The organism is Variovorax sp. P1_H12_2, assembly GCF_056405335.1.
Map to the genome: position 1 here is coordinate 1 of NZ_JBFUCI010000477.1, position 4,517 is coordinate 4,517.

General features: G+C 67.5%; 5 protein-coding genes. All 5 read left to right on the forward strand.

Features of this window, described 5'->3' with window-relative positions; genetic code table 11:
- Window positions 1-246: NAD(P)(+) transhydrogenase (Re/Si-specific) subunit beta (locus tag AC1D2K_RS30465; protein WP_478093637.1), on the forward strand; the 246-nt coding region annotated here is incomplete at its 5' end.
- 117 nt (window positions 247-363) lie between these two features.
- Window positions 364-2,043, forward strand: coding sequence for a long-chain-fatty-acid--CoA ligase (locus AC1D2K_RS30470; protein WP_478093639.1), 1,680 nt, complete (start codon window positions 364-366; stop codon window positions 2,041-2,043).
- A gap of 50 nt (window positions 2,044-2,093) precedes the next feature.
- Entirely contained in the window at window positions 2,094-3,104 is a 1,011-nt protein-coding gene (locus AC1D2K_RS30475; RefSeq protein WP_478093641.1) for an ABC transporter permease subunit, read from the forward strand.
- Window positions 3,101-4,000 (forward strand): ABC transporter permease subunit, encoded by a 900-nt coding sequence (locus AC1D2K_RS30480; protein ID WP_478093642.1) that lies wholly within the window; start codon window positions 3,101-3,103, stop codon window positions 3,998-4,000. Before AC1D2K_RS30475 ends, AC1D2K_RS30480 begins: the two co-directional genes overlap by 4 nt.
- A 130-nt stretch (window positions 4,001-4,130) precedes the next feature.
- The coding region (locus tag AC1D2K_RS30485; protein ID WP_478093643.1) for an ATP-binding cassette domain-containing protein at window positions 4,131-4,517 on the forward strand (387 nt) is incomplete at its 3' end.

Sequence of the window (4,517 nt, forward strand, 5' to 3'; positions counted from 1 at the left end):
GCCGACGTGGCGATCATCCTGGGGGCCAACGACGTGGTGAACCCGGCGGCGCTGCAAAAGGGCACGCCGATCTACGGCATGCCGATCCTGGAGGCCTACAAGGCCAAGACGGTGATCGTGAACAAGCGTTCCATGGCCGCGGGCTACGCCGGGCTGGACAACGAGCTGTTCTACATGGACAAGACCATGATGGTCTTCGGCGACGCCAAGAAGGTGGTCGAGGACATGGCCAAGGCGATCGAGTAGCTCGGCTCGCCCGCACGAAGACCACGGGCCGCGCAAAGTCGCGGCCCGTGCCGCATCCGAACGTCAAGTTACGATGGCGGCAGATTTCCCAACAAGATTTCGCTCTGGAGACTCACTGTGACTGATCGCCCCTGGCTCGACAGCTATCCGCAAGGCGTACCCGCCGACATCGATGCCTCGCGCTACGCCTCGCTGGTGGCGTTGATGCAGGAAAGCTTCACCAAGTACGCCGACCGCACGGCCTACAGCTTCATGGGCAAGGACGTGAGCTACGCCGAGGTGGACCAGCAGAGCCGCGTCTTCGCCTGCTACCTGCAGGGGCTGGGCCTCGTGAAGGGCGACCGGATCGCGATCATGATGCCGAACTGCCCGCAGTACCCGATCTCGGTGGCCGGGGCGCTGCGCGCCGGGCTGATCGTGGTCAATGTCAATCCGCTCTACACGCCGCGCGAGCTGGAGCACCAGCTGAAGGATTCGGGCTCCACCGCCATCGTGCTGATGGAGAACTTCGGCACCACGCTGCAGCAGTGCCTGGGCGCCACGCAGGTCAAGCACATCGTGCTGGCCTCGATGGGCGACCGGCTGGGTTTCCTGAAGGGCGCGCTCGTCAACTACGTGGTGCGCAACGTCAAGAAGATGGTGCCCGCCTACAGCCTGCCGGGCGCGGTGCGCTTCAACGACGCGCTCGACAAGGGTGCATCGCGCACCCTGCAATCGCCGGCGCTCGGCCCCGACGACGTCGCGGTGCTGCAGTACACGGGCGGTACCACCGGCGTTTCCAAGGGGGCGGTGCTGCTGAACCGCAACGTGATCGCCAACGTGCTGCAGTCCGAGGCCTGGAACGAGCCCGTGATGCTGAAGGTGCCGGCCAACGAGCAGCCGACCAGCGTCTGCGCCTTGCCGCTCTATCACATCTTCGCGTTCACGGTGAACATGATGCTCAGCATGCGCACCGGCGGCAAGCTGATCCTGATCCCGAATCCGCGCGACCTCGCGGCGGTGCTGAAGGAGCTGTCGAAGCACACCTTCCACAGCTTCCCGGCGGTCAATACGCTCTTCAACGGCCTCGCGAACCATCCGGACTTCGACACCGTCAACTGGAAGAACCTCAAGGTCTCGGTCGGCGGCGGCATGGCGGTGCAGGGCGCCGTGGCCAAGCTCTGGCTCGAGAAGACCGGTTGCCCGATTTGCGAGGGCTATGGCCTTTCGGAGACTTCGCCGTCGGTCACCTGCAATCCGACCACCAGCACCGCCTACACCGCCACCATCGGCGTGCCGTTGCCGAGCACCGACGTGAAGCTGCTCGACGACGACGGCCACGAGGTGCCGCCGGGCCAGCCGGGCGAGCTCGCGGTGAAGGGCCCGCAGGTCATGGCCGGCTACTGGCAGCGGCCCGACGAGACCGCCAAGGTCATGACGCCCGACGGCTACTTCAAGACCGGCGACATCGCGATCGCCGACGATCGCGGCTACTTCAAGATCGTCGACCGCAAGAAGGACATGATCGTGGTCTCGGGTTTCAACGTGTACCCGAACGAGATCGAGGACGTGGTCGCTCAGATGCCGGGTGTGCTCGAATGCGCGGCCGTGGGCATCGTCGACGAGAAGACCGGCGAGGCCGTCAAGCTGGTGATCGTCAAGAAGGACCCGGCGCTCACCGAAGCCGATGTGCGGGCGCACTGCCGCGCCAACCTGACCGGCTACAAGCAGCCGCGGGTGATCGAGTTCCGCACCGACATGCCCAAGACGCCGGTCGGCAAGATCCTGCGCCGCGAGCTGCGCGACGCCAAGAAGTAAGGGTTCCGCCGGGGACCCGACCCGGCATCGCTCTTGCATATTGGGGATGAATGTTCAGATTCATCCTGACCCGCGCGAGCCTCCTCGTGCCGACCTTCGTCGGCATGACCTTGCTCGCGTTCTTCCTGATCCGGCTGGTGCCCGGCGACCCGATCGAGACGCTGGCCGGCGAGCGCGGCATCGACCCGGTCCGCCACGCGGCGCTCCTGAAGGAGTACGGGCTCGACAAGCCGCTCTTCGCGCAGTACGGCATCTACATCGGCCGGGTGCTGCACGGCGACCTCGGCAAATCGGTGATCACTCAGGAGCCGGTGATGAGCGAGTTCCTGGCGCTGTTCCCGGCCACGGTCGAGCTGGCGCTGTGCGCCATCCTGTTCGCGCTGCTGCTCGGTATCCCGGCCGGCATCCTGGCGGCGGTCAAGCGCAATTCGCTGTTCGACCACGGCGTGATGGCGACCTCGCTGACCGGCTATTCGATGCCGATCTTCTGGTGGGGCCTGCTGCTGATCCTGTTCTTCTCGGTGCAGCTGGGCTGGACGCCGGTATCGGGCCGGATCTCGGTGCAGTACTTCATCGAGCCCGTCACCGGCTTCCTGCTGATCGACTCGCTGCTGTCGGATGAGAAGGGCGCCTTCGTCTCCGCCTTGCAGCACCTGATCCTGCCGGCGGTGGTGCTGGGCACCAACACGCTGGCCGTGATCGCGCGCATGACGCGCTCGGCCATGCTCGAAGTGCTGGGCGAGGACTACATCCGCACTGCGCGCGCCAAGGGCCTCGCGCCGCTGCGCGTGGTGGGCGTGCATGCGCTGCGCAATGCGCTGATCCCGGTGGTCACCGTGATCGGTCTGCAGGTCGGCGTGCTGTTCACCGGCGCCATCCTGACCGAGACCATCTTCTCCTGGCCCGGCGTCGGTAAGTGGCTGATCGAGGCCATCGGCCGGCGCGACTACCCGGTGCTGCAGGGCGGCATGCTGCTGCTCGGCGTCATCGTGATGCTGGTCAACGTCGGGGTCGACGTCGCCTACGGTTTCATCAACCCCCGCATCCGCCAGGCGCGATGACCGCGGCCACCGTTCCTGCCGGACCGAGCGCCGCGCCGCCAGGACCCTGGCGCGAGTTCTGGGCTTCGTTCTCGGCCAACCGCGGCGCGGTGATCGGCCTGGGCGTGATCGTGCTGCTGCTCGGGGTGGCGCTGCTGGCACCGTGGCTGGCGCCGCATGCGCCCAACCAGACCGACAGCACCGCCTTCCTGCGGCCGCCGGCCTGGCAGGCGGGCGGCACGGCGACGCACCTGCTGGGCACCGATGCGATCGGCCGCGACATCCTGTCGCGGCTCATGTTCGGCGCCCGGCTGTCGCTCTCGATCGGCGTCGCGGTGGTGGCGCTCTCGGCCGCGGTCGGTATCGCGCTGGGTCTGATCGCGGGCTTCTTCCGCGGCGTGCTGGAGATCGCGATCATGCGGCTCATGGACGTGGTGCTCACGCTGCCGAGCCTGCTGCTCGCGATCGTGATCGTCGCCATCCTCGGTCCCGGCCTGATCAACGCCATGCTGGCGGTCGCGGTCGTCGTGCTGCCGCACTACGTGCGTATCACGCGCGCCGCGGTCATCTCCGAGGTCTCGCGCGACTACGTCACGGCGGCGCGCGTGAGCGGCGCCGGCACGCTGCGGCTGATGTTCCGCGAGGTGCTGCCCAATTGCGCCGCGCCGCTGATCGTGCAGGCTTCGCTGGGCGTCTCGACCGCCATCCTCGATGCCGCCGCGCTGGGCTTCCTGGGCCTCGGCGCGCAGCCGCCGTCGCCCGAGTGGGGAACCATGCTGGCCGATGCGCGCGAGTTCGTGCTGCGCGCCTGGTGGGTCGTGACSTTCCCGGGCCTGGCGATCCTCGCCGCGGTGCTGGCCTTCAACCTGCTGGGCGACGGGCTGCGCGATGCGCTGGATCCCAAGTTGAAAAGATGAACCTCATGATCCAAGCGCTCGAAGATGCGTCTGTTCCGGAGCTGCCGCGGAACCGGCTTTGCCGGGCCGCCGGCAGCGCCCCCTCGAGGGGGGAGGCGGCTACTCGAAGCGAGCAAGCAACGGGGGTGGGCTGATGCTTCTCGACATCCGCGACCTCCATGTGGAATTCCCCACGCAGGGCGGGACGCTGCACGCCGTCGACGGTGTGAGCCTGCGCCTGGAGCAGGGCGAGGTGCTCGGCATCGTCGGCGAATCGGGCTCGGGCAAGAGCGTCACGATGATGGCGCTGATGGGCCTGATCGGCTGGCCGGGCCGCGTGCGCGCGCAGCACCTGCGCTTCGCCGGCCGCGACCTGCTCGGCCTTTCGGACAAGGCGCGGCGCGGGCTGGTCGGCAAGGACGTGGCGATGATCTTCCAGGAGCCGACGACCAGCCTCAATCCCTGCTTCACCATCGGCTGGCAGTTGATGGAAACGCTGCGCCTGCACCTGCACCTCGACAAGCGCGAGGCCATGAGG

Coding starts and splice junctions, on each gene's coding strand:
- AC1D2K_RS30475 (WP_478093641.1), top strand. CDS start 2,094: ATGTTCAGATTCATCCTGACCCGCGCGAGCCTCCTCGTGCCGACCTTC.